A 23,336-nucleotide genomic window follows, 5' to 3' on the forward strand; every position below is an offset into this window, starting at 1 on the left:
TGAGGTCCGCCATCCATGCTGACTGAGGCTGCCAGTTACGGCGGCCTCTTCGTCGCGGCTTTCGGAGCCGCGACGATCTTGCCGTTTCAGTCGGAATTGATCTTCGTCGGGTTACAACTCGGCTCAAACCTGCCGATCTGGGCGTTGGTGCTCGTTGCGAGCATCGGAAACACGCTCGGCTCGGTGGTGAACTACGCGCTTGGCGCGGGGCTGGAGCATTTCCGCCACCGGCGCTGGTTTCCGCTCACCGAGGTGCAGCTTGAGCGCGCGCAGCGCTGGTACGCGAAATGGGGCATCTGGTCGCTGCTGCTGAGCTGGGCGCCGCTGGGGGACGGATTCACCGTGGTCGCCGGCATCATGCGCACCCCGCTCTGGCTCTTCGTGCTGCTTGTCGCGATCGCCAAGACCGGCCGCTACATCATCCTGGCCTGGCTGACCGCCGCGACGCTGGGCTGACCCCCTCTGGACCCGCGCCCGCAGAGCCACTAGGTCTGGGGGATCAGCAGACGCATCGGTGACCCAAGCCATGACCAAAGCCCCTCTCACCCTCTATCTCGCCGCGCCGCGCGGGTTCTGCGCCGGTGTCGACCGGGCAATCAAGATCGTCGAGATGGCGCTCGAGAAATGGGGCGCGCCGGTCTACGTGCGGCACGAGATCGTGCACAACAAGTTCGTCGTGGACGGGCTGCGCGAGAAGGGCGCGGTGTTTGTCGAGGAGCTCGAGGACTGCCCGCCGGACAGGCCGGTGATCTTCTCGGCCCACGGCGTGCCAAAGGCAGTGCCCGCCGAGGCGGCGCGGCGCGAGATGGTCTATGTCGATGCAACCTGTCCGCTGGTGTCCAAGGTCCATATCGAGGCCGCCCGCCACCACGAGAACGGGCTGCAGATGATCATGATCGGCCACGAGGGCCACCCCGAGACCATCGGCACCATGGGCCAGCTGCCCGAGGGCGAGGTGCTGCTGGTCGAAACCGTCGCCGACGTCGCCACGGTCGAGGTGCGCGATCCGCAGAAGCTCGCCTTCGTCACCCAGACCACGCTCTCGGTCGACGACACGGTGGATATCGTCGCGGCGCTGCGCGATCGCTTCCCGGCCATCGTCGGCCCGCACAAGGAAGACATCTGCTACGCCACCACCAACCGCCAGGAAGCGGTGAAGGCGATCGCGCCGGGCTGCGATGCGCTGCTGGTGGTGGGGGCGCCGAACTCGTCGAACTCCAAGCGGCTGGTCGAGGTGGCGCGCAAGGCGGGCTGCGCCTATGCCCAGCTGGTGCAGCGCGCCGAAGATATCGACTGGCGCGCGCTCGAAGGCATTCGCGCGGTCGGCGTCACCGCCGGGGCCTCGGCCCCCGAGGTGCTGATCGACGAGGTGGTCGCCGCCTTCGGCGCGCGCTTCGACATGACCGTGGAAAAGGTTGAGACCGCGCAGGAGAACGTCGAGTTCAAGGTGCCGCGCGTGCTGCGCGTTCCCGCGTGACCCTGCCGAAACTGGCGCTTGTCCTGCTCCCGCAGGACCACGCGATTCTGCGCCTGCCCGCCGATGCACCCTTGCCCGACTGGACCGGCAGCGACGGCTGCGTCAGCCTGACCCGCGCGCCGGACGAGTTGTCGGTGGTCTGCCCGAGCGGCGCGGTGCCCGAAGGCACCGAGGGCAGCTTCGGCTGGCGCGCCTTCCGCGTGGAGACGCTGGCCGGGCTTGACGAGCCGGGCGTGGTGCTGGCGGCGGTGATGCCGCTCTCGCAGGCCGGGCTCGGCGTCTTCGTCATCTCGACCTACCTGCGCGACTATCTGCTGGTGAGCGGCGCGCAGCTCGAGCGGGCAAGAACCCTGCTTGTCGCGGCCGGGCACCGGATCGCGCAGGGCTGATCCTCGGCCCGTGCCTGCCCGTTGACAGGCCGGGAGGGATCGGAAACCTTGCGGCACACTCAGGCGCCCAAGGAGAGACCATGCCCCGCCACACCCGCCCGCGGAGTCACGCATGAGCTCCGTGCCCCGCGTCCCCCTGCTCCTAGCGGTCGCCGGCCTGCTGCCCTTCCTCTGGTCGGTCGCCACGCATTTCAACGGGGCGCTCTACGATTGGTCCACGGCACATCTCGGCAGCCGTTTCGTTGCCCCTTACCTGCAACTCTCCTACGGCACGGTGATCCTTGCCTTCATGTCCGGCGTGCTCTGGGGCTTTGCCACCAAGGCGGGCGGCACGAAGGCAGCGGTGGCCTATGCGCTGTCGGTGCTGCCGGCGCTCTGGGCTTTCTTCATGGTTGGCGGCGGGCCAGTGGCGGCAGCCACGAACCTCGTCTTCGGCTTCCTCGGTCTGCTGCTGCTCGACGCCTGCTTCCAGATGTGGAGCCTCGCGCCGCGCTGGTGGCTGGCGCTGCGCGTGCCGATGAGCGCGGTGGTGATAGCCTGCCTCTCGGTCGAGGCCTTCCTGTGAACGGCGCGCAACGGCTGCGGGTCTTCGCGGCACCCGCGCCCAGCCCCCGCGACGGGCTGCGGATCACGCCGAAAGAAGCAGGGAGCGCGGCGCGTGGCCGCCCCGCGCGAGGTGACGGCGATTGCACCGCTGATGCGTGGCGCGGATCTCTGGCCGGTGCCGGGCCGGCCGCCAGGTCGGTGACGCCGGGCGCCGCGAGCGGGCTTGACGGCACCTCCGCGCCATGGCTTAGCCTGCGCACCTATGGCTGACCTATATGCATATACCGACGGAGCCTGCTCCGGGAATCCCGGCCCGGGCGGCTGGGGCGTTCTGATGCGCGCGATGGAGGGCGAGACCGTCGCCAAGGAGCGCGAGCTCCAGGGTGGCGAGGCGGAGACCACCAACAACCGCATGGAGCTGATGGCGGCGATCAGCGCGCTCGAAGCGCTGTCGCGCCCGTCGAGGATCACCGTCATCACCGACAGCGCCTACGTGAAGAACGGCGTCACCGGCTGGATCCACGGCTGGAAGCGCAACGGCTGGAAGACCGCCGCCAAGAAGCCGGTGAAGAACGCCGAGCTGTGGATGCGGCTCGACGAGGCGCAGCGCCGCCACGATGTCACCTGGGAGTGGGTCAAGGGCCACGCCGGCCATCCCGAGAACGAGCGCGCCGACGAGCTGGCGCGGGCCGGCATGGCCCCGTTCAAGGGCTGAGGCGGTGAGCCCGCTCGTGCTTCTCGACTACGCCGCGGTGGTGATCTTCGCGCTGACCGGCGCGCTGGTCGCCAGCCGGGCGCAGCTCGACGTGGTGGGCTTTGCCTTTCTCGCCTGCCTGACCGCCGTGGGCGGCGGCACCACCCGCGACCTGCTGCTCGACCGCCACCCGGTGTTCTGGATTGCCGAGCCGACCTATCTTGGCATCGCCTGCGCCGCGGCGCTGCTGGTCTTCTTCACCGCCCACCGGCTCGAGAGCCGGGCCAAGGCCATCCTTTGGCTCGACGCCGCGGCGCTGTCGGTGGCGGTGGCCGCGGGCAGCAGCATCGCGCAGGCCGAAGGTGCCGCCTGGGGCGTGGTGCTGGTGATGGGGGTGATGACCGGCTGTCTCGGCGGGCTGTTGCGCGACGTGGTGGCCAACGAGGTGCCGCTGCTGCTCAAGCAGGGCGAGCCCTATGCCACCTGCGCCCTCGGTGGCGCGCTGGCACTTCTGGTGGCCGGGTGGCTGGGCTTGCCGCCGTTCGCGGCCGCCCTGGTCTGCGCCGGAGCCACCTTCGCGCTGCGCGCCTCGGCGCTGGCCCTCGGCTGGGGAATCCCGGTCTACAAGTCGCGCCCGCCGCGGCACTGAGCGCCGGCGCCTTCTTCTCTTTTCAAATACGCCGGGGAGCGCGAGGGGCAGCGCCCCTCGTTCTCGTTGCGGCAGAGGGGCGCTGCCCCTCTTGCCGCTGCGCGGCAATTCACCCCGGGATATTTTTGCCTAGAAGAATGTGCGAGGGCGGCTCATTGCAGGTCGGCGAAGGCCCGTTTCAGGCGCGCTCCGGCGGCCTCGATGGTGGCGCGCGGCGCGGCGAGGTTGAAGCGCAGGAAGCTCTCGCCGCCGGCACCGAAGTCCGGGCCGGGGCTGGCGGCGATCTTCGCGATGTCGCGGACGCGGGCGTTGAACTCGTCGAAGATCATGCCGGTGCCCGAGAAGTCCACCCAGGCGAGGTAGGTTGCCTGCAACGGCATCGAGCGCAGGCCGGGGATGGCATTCACCGCCGCATCGAAGACCGCGCGGTTCCCGTTCAGATGCGCGACCTGCGCGTCGACCCAGACGGCGCCCTCGGGAGAATAGGCCGCTGCGGTCATCATCAGGCCGAGCGAGTTGGGCTTGCTGTCGAGCGCCTCGAGGCGGGCCTGCATCGCCGCGCGCATCGCGGGGTCGGAGATGGTCAGCGAGCCGACGCGCATCCCGGCGAGGTTGAAGGTCTTCGAGGCGGCGGTCAGCGTCACCAGCCGGTCCATGACCTCGGGTGCGGCCACGGCCATCGGCACGAAGGTCTCGCCGGGGTAGACGAGATCGTGGTGCACCTCGTCCGAGAGCAGCACCATGCCGTTGCGCGCGGCGAAGGCGGCGACGGCGCGCAGTTCCTCGGCGGTCCAGACCCGACCCGAGGGGTTCTGCGGCGAGCACCAGATCAGCATGGTCTCATTGCCGGTCAGACGCCTCTGCGCGTCCTCGAGGTCGAGCTCGTAGCGGTCGCCCTCGCGCTTCAGCGGGCATTCGGTGACCACCCGGTCGGCGCGGCGGATCTTCTTGGCGAACTCGTGGTAGACCGGCGAGAAGATCACCACGCTGTCGCCGGGCTGCGTGTAAACGTCGAGACACATGGCGACGCCATTGCCGAGCCCGTGGGTGGTGACGATCCAGTCCTGCTCGATGTGCCAGCCGTGGCGCTCCTTCATCCACCATTGCACCGCCCCGGTGTAGAGCCCGACGTCGGAAAAATAGCCGAAGATGCCGAGGTCGATCTGCCCGCGGACCGCGTCGAGCACGCAAGGGGCAGTCGGATAATCGGAATCCGCCGTCCACATCGCCAGACCGCCGTCCAGCGGCACGCCAAAGAGCTTGTCCATCAGGTCCCATTTGGCGGAGCCGGTGCCGCGGCGGTCGATGGGATGGTCGAAGAGGTCTTTCATCGCGGGGCCGTCACTTTCTGATCTTGCGGGTTCGGGGTGCTTGTGGGGACGCTAGCGGCTTGGCGCGCGAGTGCAAGGGTCGCAGGCGCGGGCATCTTGCGCGAGCATGCGCATTTGCCTAAGTGAAGTGCATGAAACGCCCTATTCTCATCCACCCCGATCCGCGGCTCAAGAAGCTCTGCGCGCCGGTGCCCGATCTTTCCGACGAGCTGCGCGTGCTGGCCGACGACATGTTGGAAACCATGTATGACGCGCCGGGCATCGGGCTGGCCGCGCCGCAGATCGGCGTGCTGGAGCGGCTGATCGTGCTCGACTGCGCCCGCGCCGACGATGGCGAGACGCCGCGCCCGCTGGTGATGTTCAACCCGCGGGTGATCGCCAGCTCGGACGAGCGCAACGTCTACGAGGAAGGCTGCCTGTCGATCCCCGAGCAATACGCCGAGGTCGAGCGGCCGAAGCTGGTCGAGGTCGAATGGCTGGACCGCGACGGCAAGCTGCGCAAGGAAGAGTTCGACGGGCTCTGGGCGACCTGCGTGCAGCACGAGATCGACCACCTCGACGGCAAGCTCTTCATCGACTACCTCAAGCCGCTCAAGCGCCAGATGATCACCCGCAAGATGGTCAAGCTGAAGCGCGAGAGGGCGCGGATTTGAGCCTGCTGCCGATCCTGCGCTGGCCCGACCCGCGCCTGTCGCAGCGCTGCGACGAGGTCGGCTCGGTGGACGAGGTGGCCGGGCTGGTCAGCGATCTCTTCGAGACCATGTACGACGCCCCCGGCCGCGGCCTTGCCGCGCCGCAGGTGGGCGCGATGTTCCGGGTTTTCGTCATGGATGCGGGCTGGAAGGACGGCGAGATGACGCCGCGCGCCTGCATCAACCCCGAGATCACCTGGCGCTCGGACGAGCGTGTCACCGGCGGCGAGGGGTGCCTGTCGATTCCCGGCGTCACCGCGCAGGTGGAGCGCCACGCGCGCATCCGCCTGGCCTACACCGATCTTGGCGGCGCGGCGCAGGAGGCCGAGCTCTCGGGCGCCGAGGCGATCGTCGCGCAGCACGAGTATGACCATCTCGACGGGCTGGTGCATTTCGACCGGCTGGAGGCAGAGGCGCGCGCCGCGCTGATCGCCGACTACGAGGCGCTGGTGCAAGGAGCCTGACGATGACCGCACGCACATGCATTCCCTGGCCCGACAAGCGGCTGCGCACGCCCGCCGCGCCGGTCGAGGCGATCAGCGACGAGATCCGCGCGATCTGGGACGACATGATCGACACGATGGAGGCGATGCCCGGCGTCGGGCTTGCGGCGCCGCAGATCGGCGTGATGCTGCGGCTGGCGGTGGTCGATGCCTCGGAGGAACGCGGCAAGGCGATCCGCATGGCCAACCCCGAGATCCTGCACGCCTCGGTGAAGATGAACGCCCATGACGAGGCCAGCCCGAACCTGCCCGGTGTCTGGGCGAAGATCGAACGCCCGCGCGGCGTGACGGTGCGGTTCATGAACGCCGAGGGCGAGATGCAGGAACAGGACTTCGTCGGGCTCTGGGCAACCTCGGTGCAGCACCAGGTCGATCACCTGAACGGCAAGATGTACTTCGACCACCTCGGCAAGGTGAAGCGCGACATGCTGATCCGCCGCTCGAAGAAGCGCGGCTGACGCGCGCCGCTGCCCGAGGCCGCTCTGGCGGTGCTGGCGGGATTTGCGTATTTGTCGAAGAGAAGAAGGGGCGGACGCTTTCGGGTGGGCCGCGCCGCTGAGCATGTGTGGAAAGTGGAAAGGGGCGGCGGATGCGCGTGGTCTTCATGGGAACGCCGGATTTCTCTGTGCCGGTGCTCGAGGCGCTGGTCGGGGCCGGTCACGAGATCGCCGCGGTCTACAGCCAGCCGCCGCGGCCTGCGGGGCGCGGCAAGAAGGACCGACCCTCGCCGGTGCAGGCGCGGGCCGAGGCGCTGGGGCTGGAGGTGCGCCATCCGGTCAGCCTGAAGCAGGCCGATGAGCAGGCCGCCTTTGCCGCGCTGAACGCCGATGTGGCGGTGGTGGTGGCCTACGGGCTGCTCCTGCCGCAGGCGATCCTCGACGCGCCCGCGCGGGGCTGCCTCAACATCCACGCCTCGCTGCTGCCGCGCTGGCGCGGCGCGGCGCCGATCCACCGGGCGATCTTGTCCGGCGACCTGGAGACCGGCGTGTGCATCATGCAGATGGAGGCGGGGCTCGACACCGGGCCGGTGCTGCTGCGCGAGGCGCTGAAGATCGGTGCCGAGGAGACCACCGGCGAGTTGCACGACCGGCTTTCGGAGATGGGTGCGCGGCTGATCGTCACCGCGCTGGAGCGGCTGGACATGCTGGAGGCCGTGCCGCAGCCCGCGGCCGGGGTCACCTACGCGCAGAAGATCGACAAGGCCGAAGCGGTGCTCGACTGGAGCCTGCCCGCCGAGGAGGTGTCGCGGCGCATCCGCGGGTTGGCGCCTTTTCCGGGGGCCTGGACCATGGTCGGCGACCAGCGCATCAAGCTGCTGGGCGCGCGGGTTGTGCCGGGCGAGGGCGCGCCGGGCGAGGCGCTGGATGAAAGCTTCGTCATCGCCTGCGGGTCGGGCGCGGTGCGGGTGACGCGGGCGCAGCGCGCCGGCAAGGGCGCGCAGGACGCAGAGACATTTCTGCGCGGCATGAAGGTGCCCGCGGGCACGGTGCTTGGCGCGGGCTGACCGCGCCGGGGACAGGCAGAGGAAAGGGACGGACATGGCCATTCTCTGGCTTCTGATCATCGGGGCGGCGGCGGGCTTTTTCGCCACGCGTTTCATGCGGGTCGAGACCGGCGTGGTGCAGACCGTGGCCATCGGCATGGGCGGCGCGCTGATCGGCGGGCTGGTGCTGCGCGCGCTGATCGCCGTGACCGGGGCGCTGGCGGGACTCGTCGGCGCGGTGCTCGGGGCAATCCTGCTGATCTGGCTGTTGCAGAAGTTCGGGCCACGCTGATCGGCGCACGCCCGGATGTGCGCTCATGCCGGAGGGGCTGCGCGCCTGTGCCAGTTTGCTCGGGGCGGCGTCTCGCCTAGCTCTTTGTGGACAGAACCGCAGGGAGCGCAAGACATGGGCCAGTTGGTCGAAGGCGAATGGCAGGACACGTGGTATGACACCGGCAAGACCGGCGGCAAGTTCGTCCGCTCCACCGCGAAGTTCCGGAACTGGATCACCGCGGACGGCAGCGCCGGCCCCTCGGGCGAGGGCGGCTTCAGGGCCGAGCCGGACCGATATCATCTCTATGTCAGCTATGCCTGTCCCTGGGCGCATCGCGCGCTGATCTTCCGCACGCTGAAGGGGCTCGATGAGCTGATCCCCTACAGCGTCGTGCATCCCGAGATGCTGTCCGAGGGATGGGAATTCCGCAGCGACTTTGCGGGGGCCACGGGCGACAGGCTTCACGACCTGCCGTTCCTGCGCGACATCTACCTGAAGGCCGACCCGGCGATATCGGGGCGGGTGACGGTTCCGGTGCTCTGGGACCGCCAGCGCGAGACCATCGTCTCGAACGAGAGCGCCGAGATCATCCGCATGTTCAACGCCGCCTTCGACGGGCTGACCGGAAATTCCGACGACTATTGGCCCGAAGAGCTGCGCGCCGCGATCGAGCCGGTCAACGCGCGGATCTACGACACGGTCAACAACGGCGTCTACAAGGCAGGCTTCGCCACGACGCAGAACGCCTACGAGGAGGCGGTGCTGCCGCTGTTCGAGACGCTCGACTGGCTCGAGGACCGGCTTTCGGGGCAGCGCTACCTGATGGGCGGTCAGATCACCGAGGCCGATTGGCGGTTGTTCACCACGCTGATCCGTTTCGACACGGTCTACCATGGACACTTCAAGTGCAACCGGCGGCGCATCATCGACTATCCGGCGCTCTGGGCTTATGTCCGAGAGCTGTACCAGTGGCCCGGCGTGGCCGAGACGGTGCGGCTCGATCACATCTCGCGCCACTATCATTACAGCCATGACACCATCAATCCGCACCGCATCGTGCCGGTCGGACCGGTTCTGGCGCTTGATCTGCCGCATGGGCGTGAAGCCCTGGCCGCTGTCGGCTGAGGCCGGTCGGGCCGAGGCCGGTCAGACGGCGCAGCGGGCGCCGTAGTGCTCGATCATCGCGGCAAGATCCGCGGGGGCCGTCGCCGAGGGCAGGTAGGCGCAGGCGTTGGCGCAGTGCTGGAAGATCGATCCATCGGAGAAGACGGGGGAGTCGGTCACGAAGACCACCCGGCAGTCGGGGCGCCGGTAGGACGCGAAATCCGCCACCGCCAGCGCGCTGCCCGAGGCCAGCATCAGATCGAGCACGATGACGTCCACTTCTTCGGTTTGCATCAGGCGGGTGGCGCTCTCCTGATCAGCGACGATCCTGACGTCGGCACCGTTGTGCTCGAGGTGTTTGCTCCAGCGTCCGGCAAGGATTCGATCGGCTTGTACGATAAGTACCTTCATTGCTCATCTCCCAGCAGACGCCCCCCAGTGTCCGCGTGTGACAGTGTCCCCGATCCATTTTAGTTGCTTTTTACCCTTCTCTTCCGTTGTCGAATTGCTTCCTAAAGAAATGATTAATTTTGCCTTACCGACACAAGTTTTCGGTCGGCAGGCGCTGAAAGTTTCGTGAACGGTGCGGATTTCGCTCGGCTTGCCAGCCGGTCATGGGCTGCTAGGGTGAGGGCAATCTTCGTGCGAGGTGTTCATGCGTATCCTGCCCCTTTTGGCCGCCCTGCTGCTTCCCGCGGCGGCGCAATCGCAGAGCGCGCCCTGCGGTGGCGATTTCCGTGCCTTCCTCAAGGGAGTCGCGCAAGAGGCGGTGGCGCAAGGAGCTGACCCCGCCAAGGCCGAACGCTTCTTCGCCGCGTTGCGACAGGATCCCAAGGTGCTCAAGGCCGACCGGGCGCAGGGCATCTTCCAGGCACCCTTCATCGAGTTCTCGCGCAAGCTGATCTCGCAGGACCGGCTCGACCGGGGACGGCGCAAGGCTGCGGAGTGGGACGCGGTCTTTGCCCGGATCGAGCGCGAATATGGCGTCTCGCGCGGTGTGCTGCTGGCCTTCTGGGCCTTCGAGACCGACTATGGCGGCTATCAGGGTAATTTCAACACTGCCAATGCGCTGGCGACGCTGTCGCATGACTGCCGGAGGCCCGAGCTTTTCCGGCCGCAGCTGATTTCAGCCCTGGAGCTCTACGAGCGCGGCGATTTCGACCCTGCGACGACCACCGGTGCCTGGGCAGGAGAGATCGGCATGGTGCAGATGCTGCCGAGGGACATTCTCGAGAACGGCGTCGATGGCGATGGGGATGGCCATGTGCAGCTCAAGACCTCGGTGCCCGATGCGCTGATGTCGGGGGCGCGGATGCTCTCGGGGCTTGGTTGGCGTCCGAACGAGCCGTGGTTGCAGGAAGTCACCCTGCCCGCCGGGTTCGATTGGTCGACGAGCGGGCTCGAGACGACGCTGACTGTCGCGGAATGGGAACGACTGGGGGTTGCCGGGCGCAACGGCGCGCTGGACGACGGGCGGTTGCAGGCTTCGATCATCCTGCCACAGGGCCGCGGCGGCCCTGCGTTCATCGCCTATCCCAATTTTCGGGTGTTCTTCGAGTGGAACCAGAGTTTCACCTATGTGCTCACCGCAGGGTATTTCGCGACGCGGCTCGAAGGCGCGCCGGTCTACGACGCGGGCACGCCGCAACCGGGCCTGTCCGGTCCGGACATGCAGGCGCTTCAGCGCAAGTTGCAGGCCCGGGGCTTCGACGTTGGCAAGGCGGATGGCATCCTTGGCGCTGGCACGCGCAGCGCGGTGCGGACGATGCAGGACGAGCTGGGGCTGCAGGTGGACGGCTGGCCCACGGCGGAGCTGTTGCGGGCATTCTGAGCAAATACGCGCCGGGGGCGGGGCGGTCGGGGAACCGCGGCGGGCGTTCGCCGGTTGAGCGCCCATGACCAAAGTTTTCCGCACCGTCACTTCGCTGGCCGCACTGGCCGTACTCTCCCTCACCGCTGCCTGTCTTCCGCAGGAGGAGACGGCGTCCTCGCCGGTTCAGGAGACCGGGATCCCCATGGCCATGCAGGGCCGCTGGGGCCTCGTCCCCGCCGATTGCACCTCGACGCGCGGCGATGCCAAGGGGTTGATGGAGGTCAGTGCCGAGCGGCTCGGCTTCTACGAATCCCGCGCCGTGCTGGCAGAAGTCTCGGAGCGTTCGGACACCCGGCTTGCGGCCAGCTTCGACATGACCGGCGAGGGCATGAGCTGGCAGCGCGACATGGTGCTGGTGGCGAAGGGCGACACGCTGGTGCGGCAGGAAAGCGGCGAGGGCGCGATTCCCGGGCCGCTGACCTACCAGCGCTGCGACTGAGGCGAAGTGCCTCTGGCGCGCGTTTTCGCGGAAAGATGACAGCGCGAAAGGCGCGGAGGCAGGCCGGGTGGACGGCCTGCCCGGCGACGTCGCAGCGCCTGATCAGCCGAGCGCCGTCTCAGCGGCGGCCGAGAGGCGCAGCAGCCGGTCTTCCGCCATGGGTGCTCCCATCAGCGAAATTCCGCAGCTCGGGGTGCCGGTTGGCAGCGTCGTGACGCAGAGCCCCATGACGTTGCCCACGCGGGTGTTGCGCAGCGTCAGCAGGTTCTCGGTGACGTAGTACTCGTCATCGCTGAGCAGCCGATCGACTTTTGGCGGCAGGTTCGGAGCGGTCGGGCAGAGCACCGCGTCGAACCCCGCGGTGGCCTCGGCCCAGGCGGCGCGGGCCTTCATCATGCGGTCCCAGGCGGTGATATATTGCGCCGCGCTGAACGACTTGCCGCCCTCGAAACGCTCCTTGACCGGCGGGAACATCAGGTCGCCGCGCGAGGTGATGTCGGCGCCCCAGGTGGCCCAGGCCTCGGAGGTGTAGAGCACCGCCGCATCGCCCATCGGCACCGCCACCTCGGGCACGTCGATCGGGGTGATCTCGGCTCCGGCGGCCGCGAGGCGGTCGAGCGCGGACTGGTAGGCGGCCGCGGGTTCCGGCCGCAGGTCGTCCATCACGATCGTGGTGAGCGCGGCGAAGCGCACGCCTTCTAGCGAAGCGCCGGCCAGGTCGGGCGCGCGGCGGCCCTCGAGCGCGGCGAGCATCAGCGCGGCGTCCTCGACCGTTCGGCAGAGCGGACCCACCGTGTCGAAGCGCGACGCCAGCGGCACCGCGCCGACCAGCGACAGGCGACCCCAGGTGGTCTTCAGGCCCACCAGGTCGTTCCAGGCCGAGGGAATGCGCACCGAACCGCCGGTATCCGAGCCCACGGCCGCCGCGGCAAGGCCGAAGGCGACCGAGGCGGCGGCTCCGGAAGAGGACCCGCCGGCGACGGCCTCGGCATCATTGACCGAGGGCGGGGTGGCGGTGACAGGGTTCAGCCCCAGCCCCGAAAAAGCCAGCTCGGACAGATGCGTCTTGCCGAGGCAGACGAGCCCCATGGCGGTGGCGGTCTGGAGGACCTTTGCGTCGGTATCCGGCACGCGGCCGCTGAGCAGGGCCGAGCCCGCCTCGGTCGCCACGCCCGCGGTGTCGAAAAGGTCCTTCCAGCTCACCGGCACGCCGTCGAGCGGTGACAGCCGCCTGCCGGCCTTGGCGCGATCGCTTGCGGCCTTGGCCTCGGCCAGCGCGCGTTCGGGCGTCACCCGCGCGTAGATGCGATCCTTGAGCGGGTGCGCTGCGATCTTGTCGAGATAGGCCTGCGCCAGGTCAACCGGATCGACCTCGCCCCTGCCGATCGCCCGCCCCAGTTCTGCCGCGCTCTTGCCTGTCCAGTCCGTCATGCCGCTTTCCTTTTTGCGCCGCTGTCTTTTTTGGTCGGCGCGACGGTAGCGGCACGGCGGCGCATGGACAATCCCACCCGCAGGACCATAGTACGCCCCATGACACAGGACAGCGATCTGCTCATCATCGGCGGCGGGCTCAACGGACCCGCCCTTGCGCTGGCCGCGGCCAAGGCCGGGCTCAGCGCCACCGTCATCGATGCCCTGCCTGCCGAAGCGCGGGCCGAGCCGGACTTCGACGGCCGCGCCTACGCGCTGGCGCTTGCCTCGGTGAGATTTCTGGCCAATCTCGGGCTCTGGGAGGAGTTGGCACCCGACGCCCAGCCCATGAGCGCGATCCGCGTCACGGACGGGCGCGTCGGCGAGGCCGAGGTCTTCCTCGGGTTGGATTTCGCCTCCGCGGAGATCGAGGAAGGCCCGATGGGCCAGATGGTCGAGGACCGTTTTCTGCGCCGCGCCCTGCTCGGGGCCATGGCGGCCGAGCCGCTGATCACCCATCGCGCCGCGGCGACGGTCATTGCGCAGGCGGTGGATGTCTCGGGTGTCACGGTGACACTTGCGGACGGCGGCAGCCTGCGTGGGCGGCTGCTCGTCGGTGCGGACGGGCGCAGCAGTGGCACCGCCGCGCGCGCCGGAATTCGCCGCATGGGCTGGAGCTACGGACAGACCGCGCTGGTCTGCGCCATCGCCCACGAGCTGCCCCACGAGGGCGTGGCGCATCAGTTCTTCATGCCGAGCGGGCCGCTGGCGATCCTGCCGCTGACCGGGGGCCGCAGCTCGATCGTCTGGAGCGAGAAGGATGCGCTGGCCCGCGCGATCCATGCGCTGCCGGACGACGAGTACCTGCAGGTGCTGCGGCCACGCTTCGGCGATTTTCTCGGCGAGATTTCCCTTGCCGGGCCGCGCTATACCTACCCGCTGGGGCTGACGCTGGCGAATGCCTTCATCGCCGACCGGCTGGCGCTGGTGGGCGATGCTGCGCATGGCATGCACCCGATCGCCGGGCAGGGGCTCAATGCCGGGCTGCGCGACGTGGCAGCGCTGGCGCATGTGCTGAGCCATGCGCAGCGGCGCGGCGAGGACGTGGCCTCGCCTCTGGTGCTGGCGCGCTACCAGAGCTGGCGTCGCTTCGACACGGCGGCGCTGGCGGCGGCGACGGATTTGTTCAACCGGCTTTTCTCGAACGACAACCCGATCCTGCGCGCGGGGCGCGATCTGGGGATGGCGCTGGTGCAGGGGATGCCCGGCCTGCGCCGCAACTTCGTGCGCGAGGCGGCGGGGCTGACCGGCGAGCTGCCGGACCTCATGGCGAAATGAGGGGGGCGCAAGCTCCTTCGAAGGAGCTTGCAAATCCCTTCGAAGGGATTTGGACCCCCGACCGGAAGGAGGGCGGATGCGCGCATCCGCCCTTTCGCTTGGCGGGTTACTTGATCCGCTGGCCGTTGGCGAGGACCTGTCCCTGATCGTTGACCTCGATCTTCGAGGTCTGGGTGTCGGGCTCGGCACCGGGCACGGTGAACATCCCCAGCATCATCCGCGCGCCCATGGCATCCTGCTGGCTGAGCAGCCCCATGGCGATAAGCTTGTCGATCAGCCCGTTGGCCCCGCTCAGGGTGAAGTTGACTTCACCCTGAGGGGCCGGCATTCCGCCGAAGCTCTCGGTGTCCTCCTGGTTGAAGGCAAAATCTCCCTGCCCGGTGATCTTGGCCCCCGCCGCGGAGAGCGTCAGGTTGTTCAGGGTCAGCGCGTTCAGCTCGGCCGGCGCGGTCTGCTCCGCTTCGAGCTTGCTCAGTCCTGCCGCGTCGAACACCGAGACCAGCGGCGTGACCTTGCCGGTGAGGTCAAAGGCCAGGGTGGCCGGATCGCGCGGCAGCGTGCCGCCGGGATCGAAAATGCCCCAGATCGCATCGGAGAGGGTGAGCCCGCCGAAGGTGACGCCGAAAGCCATGTCCTGCGGCGTGTCCGATTTGGCCAGCGGCAGCGACAGGTTCAGTCCGACCTGCTCGATGGCGGCGCTCACCGGGAAGGGCAGCTCACCGCCCTCGGCCTCGTAGGTCAGCGAGTCGAGCGCCAGCGCGTAGCTCATCCGCTCGCCGTCGAGCGCGCCGTCGAGCTTTCCGCCCTGTGAGCTGCTGCTGCCGGTCATCGTGTCACCGCCGTCGGTGAAGGCAAAGCTGGTCTGTCCGCTTTCGAAGGTGAAGCTTCCGCTGCCCTCGAATCCGGCGCTCATGATCGCCGCGGCATCGGCTTGATCCCCGCTTTCCGGCAGCACCGACTCGCCGCGGCTCGACAGGCCGGTCAACCGCCCCGAGACCTGGCCGGTGGCGTCGGGTTGTTCCGGGTCGCTGCCCGAGATGTCGTAGCGCAGCTCGTCGGTGCTGTAGCTGTGGCTGTAGCGGCGTTTGCCATCCGAGGTGGATACCGCGGAGGTTCCCGACAGCGGGCCGGTGCCGAGACGGGCACTGAAGACGTCGCGGGGCAGCTCTTCGCCCTCGGCCAGGAGGCGCACCAGCTCCAGCCGGGTGGCCTCGGCGCGATACGCGTAGGCCAGCGCGTCCGGATCGCCCGAGGCGATGAGGCTCAGCCCATCCTGCGCAAGCTCCAGCGTCATTTCGACGGGATCGCCGCCCTCTTCGGTGACCCGCACCTCGATCGGCATCGGGCTCGGGAAGCGCAGTCCGACCGTGCCGTCGCCCAGGTCTTCCAGCGTCAGATCCGCAAGACCGACGATGACATCGCCAGCCGCCTGTCCCTCGCTTTCGGGGATCGCCATGCGCAGCGTGAGATCGCCCAGCAGAAGGTTGCCGCCACTCTCGCTTTCGCTGACCGAAACCTCGTAGCCGACCCCCTCCAGCAGCTCCGACAGATCTTCCCAGACCTGCGCGGGGGTGACATCGGCCTGGGCGGGCAGCGCGAGCGCCAAGGCCGTCGCGCAGGTCCCGAAACCCCCTGTGTAAAACCGCATATCCAATCCTTTCCGCCCTGGGCCGCACTCAATGGCCTAGAGTTCGCCTCCCTGCCTGCCGGGGTCAAGAGGGTGGACCGGGGATTGGCCAGTGTTTACCAAAGAAGGGAATCTTCAAGAGATGGGGCAATCCATGGATCTGACTGGGAAAACCGTGCTGATCACCGGCGCGAGCCGGGGTATCGGGGCTGCGAGCGCGCGTCTCTTTGCCGATGCGGGTGCAAATGTGGCGCTGGTGGCGCGGGGACGCGAGGCCGTGGCTGAACTGGCGGGCGAGATCGGCCCGAAGGCGATTGCTATCCCCTGCGACATCTCGCGCTACTGGGAGATGGACCAGGCGGTGCAGGCGTGCATCGCGGCTTTCGGCGCGATCGACGTCCTGGTGAACAACGCCGGGGTGATCGAGCCGATCGCGCCGCTCGCCGGGGCTGATCCGGGCGCCTGGGGGCAGGTCATCGATGTCAACCTGAAGGGTGTCTATCACGGCATGCACGCCGCCCTGCCGCTGATGCTGGCGGCGGGGGGCGGTACCGTGCTGACCATCGGTTCCGGCGCGGCGCATCACCCGCTCGAGGGCTGGTCGGCCTATTGCGCTTCGAAGGCCGGGGCGCTGATGCTGACCCGCATGGCCGATGCCGAGTACCGTGCCCGCGGCATCCGCGCGCTGTCGCTTTCGCCCGGCACGGTGGCGACGCAGATGCAGCGCACGATCAAGGCGTCGGGGGTGAATCCCGTCAGCGCGCTCGACTGGGAGGACCACATCCCGCCCGAATGGGTGGCCAAGGCGCTGTTGTGGATGTGCGGGCCGGAGACGGACGCGCATCTGGGCGGCGAGATCTCGCTGCGGGACGAGGCGGTGCGCAGGGCGATCGGCGTCGCATGATCAGCCTCACGCAGGACGCGGGCTACTGGCTGGCGGTGATCGATCGGCCGGAGAAGGCCAATGCGCTGACGCCTGAAATGCTCACCCGGCTGTGCGAGATCGCCGAGGCCGCGCAAGAGGCGCGGGCCTTGGTGATCACCGGCACCGGCAAGGTGTTCTCGGCCGGTGCGGACCTCGAGGCGGCGCGGACCGGTCTGGCCACCTCGCCGCTCTGGGAGCGGCTTTCCGGCGCGATCGCCGCGTTGCCAGGGCTGAGCATCTGCGCGCTGAACGGGACGCTGGCAGGCGGTGCCATGGGAATGGCGCTGGCCTGCGATCTGCGGATCTCGGTGCCGGGGGCAAGGGTGTTCTACCCGGTGATGAAGCTCGGCTTCCTGCCGCAACCTTCCGATCCTGCGCGGTTGGCGGCCTTGGTCGGGCCGGCGCGGGCAAAAATGATCCTCATGGGCGGGCAGAGGGTGCCGGTTGAGGAGGCCCAAGCCTGGGGGCTGGTCGACCGGATCGTGCCCGCCGGAGAACTGCTGGAAACGGCGCGGATGCTTGCCGAGGACACGCTGGCCGCCGATCCGGAGCACGCGGCGGCGATCAAGGCGTTGATCCGATGAGGACGCCTCGCGCGGGCCTGTCCTTGCGCCTACTTCCACGGCCTCATCTCTTTCGTTCGGTCCCTCGGCCGGATGGCGTCGGGGACAGCCGGCTGCCTTCCAGCCCGGCCATGGTTCGGTCAGCGGCTCAGGCGGCGAAGCTCGCCGTCGACGAGGGGAGCCGATCCGGTGCGTTCAGGTTGAATTCGCCGACAAGGGTGGAGAGACGCTGCGCCCCTTCCGCCAATTCGGTCGACGCATCGCGGCTGGCGTCGGCGACCTCGGTGTTTTGAGACGTAAGATCGCGAAGACTGATCATCGCGTCGTTCACGCCCTGCAATTCGCGGTTTTGCACTTCGGCCGCGGCGCTTATGGTCGTGAGCACCTCATCCACGCGCAGGATCTGCTCGAGAATGGCCTGGAGCGCCTCGCCGGTCTCTCCGACCAGGTTGACGCCGCCGCTGACTTCACGGGCGCTTTCCTCGATCAGCCCCTTGATCTCGAGCGCGGCGTCGGCAGAGCGGCTGGCGAGTCCCTGGACCTCCATGGCGACGACCGCGAACCCTTTTCCCGACTCGCCGGCGCGCGCCGCCTCGACCCCGGCATTCAGTGCCAGTAGGTTGGTCTGGAAGGAAATGTCCTCGATCACCGCGGTTATTTGCGCGATGCGGCCCGAGCTTTCCGCGATGCGGTCCATGGCGGCCACGGCGTTGCGCACCACCTCGCCGGAACGATCCGCGCGGCCCTTTGCCTCGTTGGCGAGGTCTTTAACGTCCTTCAGTGCGCCGTTCGTTTCGGCCAGGGTGCTGGCCAGACCCGACACGGTTTCCGTGGTGTTGCTGATAGTCTCAACCTGCCGCGTGGTGCGATCGGCAAGATCGGACGCTGAGCCGTGCAGCCCGCGCGAGCGCTCTTCGATCTCGCCGACGGTGCCGGAGACGGCGCGCATCACCTCTCGAAGGCGCGTCGTCGCGGTGTTGAAGTCGGTGCGAATGGCATCGTATTCTTCGGCCAGAGGCTCGTCGAACCGCAGGGTGAGATCGGCGCGGGCCAGCGCGTTCAGCCCTTCGGTCATCAGGTCGACGACCTGCTGGTGGCGCGCATTGAGCTGCGCCTCGTCCTGCGCGCGCTTTTCGATTGCCGCGCGCGAGAGCTGCTTGAAGCGATAGATCGACTGGGCCATGTGCCCGATCTCGCCCCGGCTGTTGATATAGGGCACCCAGGCCTCGAACCGCCCTTCAACGAACTCCATCATCACAGAGGTGAGCCGCCCGAGCCGGCGGGTGACAAATTCGGCGATCATCACCGCAATGCCCGCCATGAGCAGGGCTGCAACAAGGGTCACTGCACCGGTGGTCAGGAGCTTCGCGCGTGCGTCTTGCGCCGCCGTTGCTGCCAGGGCGGAGGTGTCGGCGCTGAGACGCGTCTCGAGCGCGCGCAACGTGTCGATCCAGGCCGTGGAGGCGGCAAACCAATCCGGGGCAGCGAGAGGCCCGCGCGTGCCGCCGTAGGGCAGGGCGGAAATCTCCTCGATCATCGGTTGGAGCGCTTTTGCCGCTGGCGCGCTTTGCAGCTCGTCAATCATGGTAGGAACCTCGAGAGCCTGGGCCGCGCGCGCGAGGTAGGCGGATTCGCGGGCGATGAGCTCGACGAACCTGCGGTGCACCTGGGGTGGAAAGACATCGGTGCCGAGCCCGGTGGCACCCATGGCTCTGGCCAGTCCGGCGCTTTCCTTGGCCAATGCGACCTGCTCGTGCGCCTCCATCAGCGACGAGGTGGCCGGCGCTTGCACGAAGCGGCGCATCTGGTCGCCGACAAGCAGCAACTCGTTCACCAGGCCGGTGTAATATGCGGCCAGTTCAGGGACGGTCATCGTCAGCCTGTCGATCTGCGCGCGGACCTCATCCAGGGTTTCCAGCTGCGCCTGGATTCGCACCATCGGGTCCGGCGCGCTGGCCGCGGTTTCCGGGACCCTGGCCATGAAATCGGAGATCACGCCATCTGTCGCGCCGCGCTGGTCCGCGAGGTCGGTGTTGAAGCTTCTCCCCCGAGATGCGGTGAAACCGGCGGAATAGCCGCGTTCCTTCTGCAATTCATGCATCAGGTCCGACAGCACCTCGGCCTCGGTGGCGATGCGCGAGACGCGGTCCAGCGTCTCGGAGTTGCGGAGCAGGCGCAAGACGTCTTGCCCCGAAAGAAACAGCACAAGCGCCAGAAGAGGTCCGAGCGCGCCGAGGAGGATCAGTCGCAGGCTCATGGGCAAACGTCCGTCTATGAGGGCACTTCGGCTCATCTGGACCGGGACTGGTGAAGGCTTGCTGAATGGCTCTCCGACGCGGCGGGAAATATATCTAAAAATCGAGGGAAATCTGGGCGCCCCGTCCGGCAGGAGCGGGGCGCCGGGCGATCCCGCAGGATCAGTTCAGCGCGGCGGTCACCGCGGCCTTGGCGTCGCCGCCATCGAGCGTGGTGACGCCCTCGAGCCAGCCGTCCAGGACGCCGGGATTGGCCTTGAGCCAGGCGGTGGCCGCCTTGTCAGGATCGGTGCCGTCGTTGAGGATGGCGCCCATGATCTCATTCTCCATCTGGAGCGAGAACTCGAGATTTTCCAGCAGCTTTCCGACGTTGGGGCACTCTGCGACATAGCCCGCGCGGGTGTTGGTGTAGACCGTGGCCCCGCCGAAGTCCGGGCCGAACCACTCGTCACCACCCGAGAGATAGGTCAGGTCGAAGTTGGCGTTCATCGGGTGTGGCTCCCAGCCGAGGAAGACGATCGGCTCGTCCCGCTTGCTGGCGCGATCGACCTGCGCCAGCATGCCCTGCTCCGAGCTTTCCTTGACGTCGAAGGCCTTCAACCCGAAGGCGTCAGCCTCGATCATGTCGAGGATCAGGCGGTTTCCGTCGTTGCCGGGCTCGATGCCGTAGATGGTCTCGTCGAGCTCATCGGCATGGCCGGCGATGTCGGCGAAATCCCTGATGCCGAGCGCGGCACCGGCGGCGTTGGTAGCCAGCGTATATTTCGCCCCTTCGAGGTTGGCGCGCAGCGTGTCGACCGAGCCCTTCTCGCGGTAGGGGGCGATGTCGCCCTCCATCGTCGGCATCCAGTTGCCGAGGAAGACATCGACGTCGCCTCGATCCATCGAGGTGTAGGTCACCGGCACAGAAAGCACCTTGATGTCGGTCTTGTAGCCGAGCGCGTCCAGAACGACCGTGGTCGCGGCAGTGGTGGCGGTGATGTCGGTCCAGCCGACATCCGAGAAGGTGACGCTGTCGCACTCCGCGTGGGCGGTCCCGGCGGCACCGGCGCTGGCCAGCGCGGCGATCAGCGCGAGGCGGGAAATGGTCATGGTCTGGTCCCCTGTTGGTTTTTTGTGCGCGCAAGTAAGCGCCTTTCGCCAATGCTTTGCAACGGGGCGGCGCGCAAGCCCCCTCGCCTTTCGGGCGCGGGCTGTGGCAGGCTGAGGCAAACGCGACGGCGCGACACAACAGCAAGATCGGCAGACGGAGGCAGGCATGGCAGAACTCGAAACGAGGATCGCGCAGGGGCGCGGTGAAGAGGCGGCGGACCTGGTGCTCAAGGGCGGGCGCATCCTCGACCTGATCACCGGCGCGCTGATCGCCGGCGACGTGGCGATCTGCGGCGACACGATCGTCGGGGTCTACGAGAGCTACGAGGGGCGGCGCGAGATCGATGTCGATGGCGCCATCCTCGTGCCGGGGTTCATCGACACGCATCTGCACATCGAAAGCTCGCTGGTCACCCCCTTCGAGTTCGACCGCTGCGTGACGCCGCGCGGGGTGACCACCGCGATCTGCGATCCGCATGAGATCGCCAACGTGATCGGCGCAGCGGGCATCCGGTATTTCCAGGAGGCGAGCGCGCACACGCTGATGGACATCCGCGTGCAGCTGTCGTCCTGCGTGCCCTCGACCCACATGGAGACGGCCGGGGCAGAACTTCTGGCAGAGGATATCGCCGCGCTGATGGGCCATCCCTCGGGCATCGGGCTGGCCGAATTCATGAACTACCCCGGGGTGATCTTCCGCGATCCCGAGGCGATGAAGAAACTGAGGCTCTTCGAGGGCGGGCACGTTGACGGGCATTGCCCGCTGCTGTCGGGACGCGATCTCAATGCCTATGTGGCGGCGGGCATCCGCACCGAGCACGAGGCGACCAGCGCCGAGGAGGCGCTGGAAAAGCTGCGCAAGGGGATGCGGGTGCTGATCCGCGAGGGCTCGGTCAGCAAGGACCTGCACGCGCTGCAGCCGCTGCTCAGCGAGCGGACCTCGCCCTACATGTGCCTTTGCACCGACGACCGCAATCCGCTCGACATCGGCGAGCACGGGCATCTCGATTACATGATCCGGACTCTGATCGAGCTTGGTACGCCGCCTCTGGCCGCCTATCGCGCGGCGTCGCTGTCGGCGGCCGAGGCCTTCGGGCTGAAGGACCGGGGCATGATCGCGCCCGGCAAGCGGGCCGACATCGTCGCCATCGACAGCCTCGAAGGGTGCCACGCGCAGCTGGTGCTGGCGGGCGGCGTGGTGGTGGATGACGCGGCCTTTGCGGCGCGCGAGACGATCCCCGAGGTGGGACGTAACTCCGTGCATGCGCCGAAGTTGACGGCGCAGAGCTTCCGCGCCACTGCCAACCGCGAGGAGACCGACGTGATCGGCATCCGCGAGGGGCAGATCCTCACCGATCACCTGCACGAACGGGTCGCCATCGAGAATGGCGACAAGGCGCCCGACGTGGCGCGTGACCTGATCCGCATCGCGGTGGTCGAGCGGCACGGTAAAAACGGCAATATCGCCAAGGGTTTCGTGCGCGGTTTCGGGCTGAAGAAAGGGGCGATCGCCTCGACGGTCTGCCATGACCACCACAACATCGCCTGCGTCGGGGCAGATTACGCCGACATGGCGCTGGCGTCGAACCGCCTGGCAGAGATCGAGGGGGGCTTTGTCGTGGCGGCAGAGGGCAAGATCCTCGCCGAGTTGGCGTTGCCGGTGGCGGGGCTGATGAGCCTCTTGCCCTTCGAGGAGGTGCGCGACCGGCTCGTCGAACTGCGCGCCTCGGCGCGCGCGCTGGGTGTGACGCTGGAGGAGCCCTTCCTGCAGCTGGCCTTTCTGGCGCTGCCGGTGATCCCCGCGCTGAAGATCACCGATCGCGGCATGGTGGATGTCACCAAGTTCGAGATCATCCCCGGCTGAGCGGGATCAGTCTTCGTCGTCGTCCTCGTCATCGTCGTAGAAGGGCGTGACCTGGGCGACGATCACCGAGTTCTCCTCGAGCGCGCGGGCCATCAGCTCGCGCTCGGCGTCATCGATGTCCATGCCCTGCGCGACCCGCTCTTCCTCGGTGCCGTAGCCGGTGACGTCGAGCGGGTTCATGTCGGCCTGCTTGAGGATCGCCACGGTCTCGCGCACGGCCTCGGCCTCGTCCACGCCCGAGGCGTAGCAGAGCAGCCCGGCGCCGGTTGCGCCCTTGGGCAACCCGTCTCCCTCCTTGCGGCCGACTTCGACCAGAAGCGTGTAAACCTGCTGTTTCGAGGGTTTCTTGGCCATTTTTCTCAGCTCCGCGATGGTTGCCGTCCGCAATGGGCAAGCCGCGCGCCGCTGTCAAGCAGAGCGCATTCGGGATCGGTCCTTTGCTGTACTTGCTTGGGATTGGAAAGGGTCCAGTTCCGGGTCGATGACGCTCTCGTCGGGATGCGCAGCGGCTGGCGGCGCGACCCGCTGGTGCCAGCCTTGGGCGGCGGATCGAACAGGGCAACCCGTGCGGGGCACCGGTCGGGCCACCCCCGGCGGCCTTCAGGTCAGGCTCGAACCTGACAAGCTTCCCTTATGCTGGGCCACAGGGGTGTTGCCGCCTCAGACATGGCCTCAGACATGGCGGGTCCGTGCCAGACCCCGACGGATGCCATATCGAAGCGGTTCATCACGACGTCTCGGCATACCGCTGATCGAAGACAGGCTTGCCGCAGAGATGCGAGCGGCCCTTTTGCCGTGGCCGCACCTC

The 23,336-nt window shown here is 68.0% G+C and carries 25 protein-coding genes; 18 read left to right on the forward strand and 7 right to left on the reverse strand.

Annotated elements, in window-relative coordinates:
• The first annotated feature begins 15 nt into the window (after positions 1–15).
• From IQ782_RS12425 to IQ782_RS12450, 6 genes are all read left to right on the forward strand, one after another.
• On the forward strand, positions 16–456 hold the full coding sequence (locus IQ782_RS12425) for a YqaA family protein (protein WP_194134963.1): 441 nt from the start codon (positions 16–18) through the stop codon (positions 454–456).
• 70 nt (positions 457–526) lie between these two features.
• Positions 527–1,477, forward strand: a complete 951-nt coding sequence (gene ispH, locus IQ782_RS12430; RefSeq protein WP_194134964.1) for a 4-hydroxy-3-methylbut-2-enyl diphosphate reductase — start codon at positions 527–529, stop codon at positions 1,475–1,477.
• A complete protein-coding gene (locus IQ782_RS12435; protein WP_338092581.1) occupies positions 1,474–1,866 on the forward strand; it encodes an ACT domain-containing protein in 393 nt (130 codons plus the stop codon). Before ispH ends, IQ782_RS12435 begins: the two co-directional genes overlap by 4 nt.
• Positions 1,867–1,978: 112 nt before the next feature.
• Complete coding sequence (locus IQ782_RS12440; RefSeq protein WP_194134965.1) at positions 1,979–2,431, forward strand: DUF3429 domain-containing protein; 453 nt, start codon at positions 1,979–1,981, stop codon at positions 2,429–2,431.
• A gap of 243 nt (positions 2,432–2,674) precedes the next feature.
• Positions 2,675–3,127, forward strand: coding sequence for a ribonuclease HI (rnhA, locus tag IQ782_RS12445; RefSeq protein ID WP_194134966.1), 453 nt, complete (start codon positions 2,675–2,677; stop codon positions 3,125–3,127).
• A 4-nt stretch (positions 3,128–3,131) separates the two neighbouring features.
• Positions 3,132–3,755, forward strand: coding sequence for a TRIC cation channel family protein (locus IQ782_RS12450; protein ID WP_194134967.1), 624 nt, complete (start codon positions 3,132–3,134; stop codon positions 3,753–3,755).
• A 152-nt stretch (positions 3,756–3,907) separates the two neighbouring features.
• Here the strand turns inward: IQ782_RS12450 and IQ782_RS12455 are convergent, their stop codons facing one another.
• Entirely contained in the window at positions 3,908–5,086 is a 1,179-nt protein-coding gene (locus IQ782_RS12455) for a MalY/PatB family protein (protein WP_194134968.1), read from the reverse strand.
• A gap of 131 nt (positions 5,087–5,217) precedes the next feature.
• Between IQ782_RS12455 and def (IQ782_RS12460) the strand changes: the two genes are divergently transcribed.
• From def (IQ782_RS12460) to IQ782_RS12485, 6 genes are all read left to right on the forward strand, one after another.
• Positions 5,218–5,739, forward strand: a complete 522-nt coding sequence (gene def / locus IQ782_RS12460; RefSeq protein ID WP_194134969.1) for a peptide deformylase — start codon at positions 5,218–5,220, stop codon at positions 5,737–5,739.
• Positions 5,736–6,242, forward strand: coding sequence for a peptide deformylase (def, locus tag IQ782_RS12465; RefSeq protein ID WP_194134970.1), 507 nt, complete (start codon positions 5,736–5,738; stop codon positions 6,240–6,242). The genes def (IQ782_RS12460) and def (IQ782_RS12465) overlap by 4 nt, the downstream gene beginning before the upstream one ends.
• A 2-nt stretch (positions 6,243–6,244) precedes the next feature.
• Positions 6,245–6,739, forward strand: a complete 495-nt coding sequence (gene def / locus IQ782_RS12470; RefSeq protein WP_194134971.1) for a peptide deformylase — start codon at positions 6,245–6,247, stop codon at positions 6,737–6,739.
• 131 nt (positions 6,740–6,870) lie between these two features.
• Positions 6,871–7,785 (forward strand): methionyl-tRNA formyltransferase, encoded by a 915-nt coding sequence (fmt, locus tag IQ782_RS12475; RefSeq protein WP_194134972.1) that lies wholly within the window; start codon positions 6,871–6,873, stop codon positions 7,783–7,785.
• Positions 7,786–7,819: 34 nt separating this feature from the next.
• Positions 7,820–8,056, forward strand: coding sequence for a GlsB/YeaQ/YmgE family stress response membrane protein (locus tag IQ782_RS12480; protein WP_194134973.1), 237 nt, complete (start codon positions 7,820–7,822; stop codon positions 8,054–8,056).
• 114 nt (positions 8,057–8,170) lie between these two features.
• Positions 8,171–9,163, forward strand: coding sequence for a glutathione S-transferase family protein (locus IQ782_RS12485; protein WP_194134974.1), 993 nt, complete (start codon positions 8,171–8,173; stop codon positions 9,161–9,163).
• 21 nt (positions 9,164–9,184) lie between these two features.
• Here IQ782_RS12485 and IQ782_RS12490 read toward each other — a convergent pair whose 3' ends face one another.
• Positions 9,185–9,553 carry a response regulator gene (locus tag IQ782_RS12490; protein WP_194134975.1) on the reverse strand — a complete coding sequence of 123 codons (369 nt, stop codon included), beginning with the start codon at positions 9,551–9,553 and terminating at the stop codon, positions 9,185–9,187.
• Between the two features lie 244 nt (positions 9,554–9,797).
• Here IQ782_RS12490 and IQ782_RS12495 point away from each other — a divergent pair, with 244 nt between their 5' ends.
• Both IQ782_RS12495 and IQ782_RS12500 read left to right on the forward strand, forming a co-directional pair.
• On the forward strand, positions 9,798–10,973 hold the full coding sequence (locus IQ782_RS12495; protein ID WP_194134976.1) for a lytic murein transglycosylase: 1,176 nt from the start codon (positions 9,798–9,800) through the stop codon (positions 10,971–10,973).
• Between the two features lie 64 nt (positions 10,974–11,037).
• Positions 11,038–11,454, forward strand: a complete 417-nt coding sequence (locus tag IQ782_RS12500) for a hypothetical protein (protein WP_194134977.1) — start codon at positions 11,038–11,040, stop codon at positions 11,452–11,454.
• Positions 11,455–11,556: 102 nt separating this feature from the next.
• On the opposite strand, the gene IQ782_RS12505 is transcribed toward IQ782_RS12500, so the two are convergent.
• Positions 11,557–12,885, reverse strand: coding sequence for an amidase (locus IQ782_RS12505; protein WP_194134978.1), 1,329 nt, complete (start codon positions 12,883–12,885; stop codon positions 11,557–11,559).
• A gap of 63 nt (positions 12,886–12,948) precedes the next feature.
• Between IQ782_RS12505 and IQ782_RS12510 the strand changes: the two genes are divergently transcribed.
• The gene (locus tag IQ782_RS12510; RefSeq protein ID WP_194134979.1) at positions 12,949–14,202 is read left to right on the forward strand and encodes a UbiH/UbiF/VisC/COQ6 family ubiquinone biosynthesis hydroxylase; all 1,254 of its coding nucleotides are present in this window, start codon (positions 12,949–12,951) and stop codon (positions 14,200–14,202) included.
• Between the two features lie 106 nt (positions 14,203–14,308).
• Here IQ782_RS12510 and IQ782_RS12515 read toward each other — a convergent pair whose 3' ends face one another.
• The gene (locus IQ782_RS12515; protein ID WP_194134980.1) at positions 14,309–15,850 is read right to left on the reverse strand and encodes a DUF2125 domain-containing protein; all 1,542 of its coding nucleotides are present in this window, start codon (positions 15,848–15,850) and stop codon (positions 14,309–14,311) included.
• A gap of 133 nt (positions 15,851–15,983) precedes the next feature.
• Here IQ782_RS12515 and IQ782_RS12520 point away from each other — a divergent pair, with 133 nt between their 5' ends.
• Positions 15,984–16,733 (forward strand): SDR family oxidoreductase, encoded by a 750-nt coding sequence (locus IQ782_RS12520; protein ID WP_194134981.1) that lies wholly within the window; start codon positions 15,984–15,986, stop codon positions 16,731–16,733.
• A complete protein-coding gene (locus tag IQ782_RS12525) occupies positions 16,730–17,338 on the forward strand; it encodes an enoyl-CoA hydratase/isomerase family protein (protein WP_194134982.1) in 609 nt (202 codons plus the stop codon). The genes IQ782_RS12520 and IQ782_RS12525 overlap by 4 nt, the downstream gene beginning before the upstream one ends.
• A gap of 127 nt (positions 17,339–17,465) precedes the next feature.
• Here IQ782_RS12525 and IQ782_RS12530 read toward each other — a convergent pair whose 3' ends face one another.
• Both IQ782_RS12530 and IQ782_RS12535 read right to left on the reverse strand, forming a co-directional pair.
• Entirely contained in the window at positions 17,466–19,433 is a 1,968-nt protein-coding gene (locus IQ782_RS12530; RefSeq protein ID WP_338092582.1) for a methyl-accepting chemotaxis protein, read from the reverse strand.
• 301 nt (positions 19,434–19,734) lie between these two features.
• Positions 19,735–20,664, reverse strand: coding sequence for a choline ABC transporter substrate-binding protein (locus tag IQ782_RS12535; RefSeq protein ID WP_194134984.1), 930 nt, complete (start codon positions 20,662–20,664; stop codon positions 19,735–19,737).
• A gap of 166 nt (positions 20,665–20,830) precedes the next feature.
• Between IQ782_RS12535 and ade the strand changes: the two genes are divergently transcribed.
• A complete protein-coding gene (ade, locus tag IQ782_RS12540) occupies positions 20,831–22,528 on the forward strand; it encodes an adenine deaminase (RefSeq protein WP_194134985.1) in 1,698 nt (565 codons plus the stop codon).
• 6 nt (positions 22,529–22,534) lie between these two features.
• On the opposite strand, the gene IQ782_RS12545 is transcribed toward ade, so the two are convergent.
• The gene (locus IQ782_RS12545) at positions 22,535–22,882 is read right to left on the reverse strand and encodes a hypothetical protein (RefSeq protein WP_194134986.1); all 348 of its coding nucleotides are present in this window, start codon (positions 22,880–22,882) and stop codon (positions 22,535–22,537) included.
• Between the last annotated feature and the right edge of the window lie 454 nt (positions 22,883–23,336).

The organism is Salipiger mangrovisoli, from assembly GCF_015223355.1.
In the GTDB taxonomy this organism is placed as follows: Bacteria; Pseudomonadota; Alphaproteobacteria; order Rhodobacterales; family Rhodobacteraceae; genus Salipiger; species Salipiger mangrovisoli.

Coding starts and splice junctions, on each gene's coding strand:
- IQ782_RS12425 (WP_194134963.1), top strand. CDS start 16: ATGCTGACTGAGGCTGCCAGTTACGGCGGCCTCTTCGTCGCGGCTTTC.
- ispH (WP_194134964.1), top strand. CDS start 527: ATGACCAAAGCCCCTCTCACCCTCTATCTCGCCGCGCCGCGCGGGTTC.
- IQ782_RS12440 (WP_194134965.1), top strand. CDS start 1,979: ATGAGCTCCGTGCCCCGCGTCCCCCTGCTCCTAGCGGTCGCCGGCCTG.
- rnhA (WP_194134966.1), top strand. CDS start 2,675: ATGGCTGACCTATATGCATATACCGACGGAGCCTGCTCCGGGAATCCC.
- IQ782_RS12455 (WP_194134968.1), bottom strand. CDS start 5,086: ATGAAAGACCTCTTCGACCATCCCATCGACCGCCGCGGCACCGGCTCC.
- def (WP_194134969.1), top strand. CDS start 5,218: ATGAAACGCCCTATTCTCATCCACCCCGATCCGCGGCTCAAGAAGCTC.
- def (WP_194134971.1), top strand. CDS start 6,245: ATGACCGCACGCACATGCATTCCCTGGCCCGACAAGCGGCTGCGCACG.
- fmt (WP_194134972.1), top strand. CDS start 6,871: ATGCGCGTGGTCTTCATGGGAACGCCGGATTTCTCTGTGCCGGTGCTC.
- IQ782_RS12480 (WP_194134973.1), top strand. CDS start 7,820: ATGGCCATTCTCTGGCTTCTGATCATCGGGGCGGCGGCGGGCTTTTTC.
- IQ782_RS12485 (WP_194134974.1), top strand. CDS start 8,171: ATGGGCCAGTTGGTCGAAGGCGAATGGCAGGACACGTGGTATGACACC.
- IQ782_RS12490 (WP_194134975.1), bottom strand. CDS start 9,553: ATGAAGGTACTTATCGTACAAGCCGATCGAATCCTTGCCGGACGCTGG.
- IQ782_RS12495 (WP_194134976.1), top strand. CDS start 9,798: ATGCGTATCCTGCCCCTTTTGGCCGCCCTGCTGCTTCCCGCGGCGGCG.
- IQ782_RS12500 (WP_194134977.1), top strand. CDS start 11,038: ATGACCAAAGTTTTCCGCACCGTCACTTCGCTGGCCGCACTGGCCGTA.
- IQ782_RS12505 (WP_194134978.1), bottom strand. CDS start 12,885: ATGACGGACTGGACAGGCAAGAGCGCGGCAGAACTGGGGCGGGCGATC.
- IQ782_RS12510 (WP_194134979.1), top strand. CDS start 12,949: ATGGACAATCCCACCCGCAGGACCATAGTACGCCCCATGACACAGGAC.
- IQ782_RS12515 (WP_194134980.1), bottom strand. CDS start 15,850: ATGCGGTTTTACACAGGGGGTTTCGGGACCTGCGCGACGGCCTTGGCG.
- IQ782_RS12520 (WP_194134981.1), top strand. CDS start 15,984: ATGGATCTGACTGGGAAAACCGTGCTGATCACCGGCGCGAGCCGGGGT.
- IQ782_RS12525 (WP_194134982.1), top strand. CDS start 16,730: ATGATCAGCCTCACGCAGGACGCGGGCTACTGGCTGGCGGTGATCGAT.
- IQ782_RS12535 (WP_194134984.1), bottom strand. CDS start 20,664: ATGACCATTTCCCGCCTCGCGCTGATCGCCGCGCTGGCCAGCGCCGGT.
- ade (WP_194134985.1), top strand. CDS start 20,831: ATGGCAGAACTCGAAACGAGGATCGCGCAGGGGCGCGGTGAAGAGGCG.
- IQ782_RS12545 (WP_194134986.1), bottom strand. CDS start 22,882: ATGGCCAAGAAACCCTCGAAACAGCAGGTTTACACGCTTCTGGTCGAA.